The sequence below is a fragment of the Aeromonas sp. 603404 genome (genome assembly GCF_049171775.1).
GTDB lineage: Bacteria > Pseudomonadota > Gammaproteobacteria > Enterobacterales > Aeromonadaceae > Aeromonas > Aeromonas veronii_A.
In genome coordinates this window covers 1-2,210 of the sequence record NZ_JAAKPE010000026.1, presented here as the reverse complement: position 1 = coordinate 2,210, position 2,210 = coordinate 1, and the positions used below count along the sequence as shown (strand labels likewise).

Below are 2,210 nucleotides of genomic sequence, written 5' to 3'. Positions count from 1 at the left end.
CGACACTTCTTGGGGTTGTATGGTTAAGTGACTAAGCGTACATGGTGGATGCCTTGGCAGTCAGAGGCGATGAAGGACGTACTAACCTGCGATAAGCTGTGAGAAGTCGGTAAGAGACGCTATTACTCACAGATTTCCGAATGGGGAAACCCACCCGAGATAACTCGGGTATCTGTTACTGAATACATAGGTAACAGAGGCGAACCGGGAGAACTGAAACATCTAAGTACCCCGAGGAAAAGAAATCAACCGAGATTCCCTCAGTAGCGGCGAGCGAACGGGGATTAGCCCTTAAGCATCTTGGAAGTTAGTGGAACGGTCCTGGAAAGGCCGGCGATACAGGGTGATAGCCCCGTACACGAAAACGACCTTGATGTGAAATCGAGTAGGGCGGGACACGTGACATCCTGTCTGAATATGGGGGGACCATCCTCCAAGGCTAAATACTCCTGACTGACCGATAGTGAACCAGTACCGTGAGGGAAAGGCGAAAAGAACCCCTGTGAGGGGAGTGAAATAGAACCTGAAACCGTGTACGTACAAGCAGTGGGAGCCCTTCGGGGTGACTGCGTACCTTTTGTATAATGGGTCAGCGACTTACATTTTGTAGCGAGGTTAACCGTATAGGGGAGCCGTAGGGAAACCGAGTCTTAACTGGGCGTCTAGTTGCAAGGTGTAGACCCGAAACCGGGTGATCTAGCCATGGGCAGGTTGAAGGTTGAGTAACATCAACTGGAGGACCGAACCCACTAACGTTGCAAAGTTAGGGGATGACCTGTGGCTGGGGGTGAAAGGCCAATCAAACTCGGAGATAGCTGGTTCTCCCCGAAAGCTATTTAGGTAGCGCCTCGGACGAATACTACTGGGGGTAGAGCACTGTTTGGGCTAGGGGGTCATCCCGACTTACCAACCCCATGCAAACTCCGAATACCAGTAAGTAATATCCGGGAGACACACGGCGGGTGCTAACGTCCGTCGTGAAGAGGGAAACAACCCAGACCGCCGGCTAAGGTCCCAAAGTTCTGGTTAAGTGGGAAACGATGTGGGAAGGCTCAGACAGCTAGGATGTTGGCTTAGAAGCAGCCATCATTTAAAGAAAGCGTAATAGCTCACTAGTCGAGTCGGCCTGCGCGGAAGATGTAACGGGGCTCAAACCAGGCACCGAAGCCGCGGATTCACGCTAAGCGTGAGTGGTAGGGGAGCGTTCTGTAAGTCTGCGAAGGTGTATCGAGAGGTATGCTGGAGATATCAGAAGTGCGAATGCTGACGTAAGTAACGATAAAGGGGGTGAAAAGCCTCCTCGCCGGAAGACCAAGGGTTCCTGTCCAACGTTAATCGGGGCAGGGTGAGTCGACCCCTAAGGCGAGGCCGAAAGGCGTAGTCGATGGGAAGCAGGTTAATATTCCTGCACGACTTGTAATTGCGATGGGGGGACGGAGAAGGCTAGGTGGGCCAGGCGACGGTTGTCCTGGTGAAAGTGCGTAGGTGGTGTTTCTAGGCAAATCCGGAGACACAACACTGAGACACGAGACGAACACACTACGGTGTGGAAGCCATTGATGCCCTGCTTCCAGGAAAAGCCTCTAAGCTTCAGATTACAAGTCATCGTACCCCAAACCGACACAGGTGGTCGGGTAGAGAATACCAAGGCGCTTGAGAGAACTCGGGTGAAGGAACTAGGCAAAATAGAACCGTAACTTCGGGAGAAGGTTCGCTCTTGACAGTGAAGTCCCTTGCGGATGGAGCAGTTGGGAGTCGCAGTGACCAGATGGCTGGGACTGTTTATCAAAAACACAGCACTCTGCAAACACGAAAGTGGACGTATAGGGTGTGACACCTGCCCGGTGCCGGAAGGTTAATTGATGGGGTTAGCGCAAGCGAAGCTCTTGATCGAAGCCCCGGTAAACGGCGGCCGTAACTATAACGGTCCTAAGGTAGCGAAATTCCTTGTCGGGTAAGTTCCGACCTGCACGAATGGTGTAACCATGGCCATGCTGTCTCCACCCGAGACTCAGTGAAATCGAATTCGCCGTGAAGATGCGGTGTACCCGCGGCTAGACGGAAAGACCCCGTGAACCTTTACTACAGCTTGGCACTGAACATTGAACCTACATGTGTAGGATAGGTGGGAGGCTTTGAAGGCGTGACGCCAGTTGCGCTGGAGCCGTCCTTGAAATACCACCCTTGTATGTTTGATGTTCTAACGCAGG

General features: G+C 52.6%; 1 rRNA gene. It reads left to right on the top strand.

Annotated features, from left to right (window positions below):
- Nucleotides 1–21: 21 nt before the first annotated feature.
- A 23S ribosomal RNA gene (locus G5306_RS20345) occupies nucleotides 22–2,210 on the top strand; the annotation flags it as partial.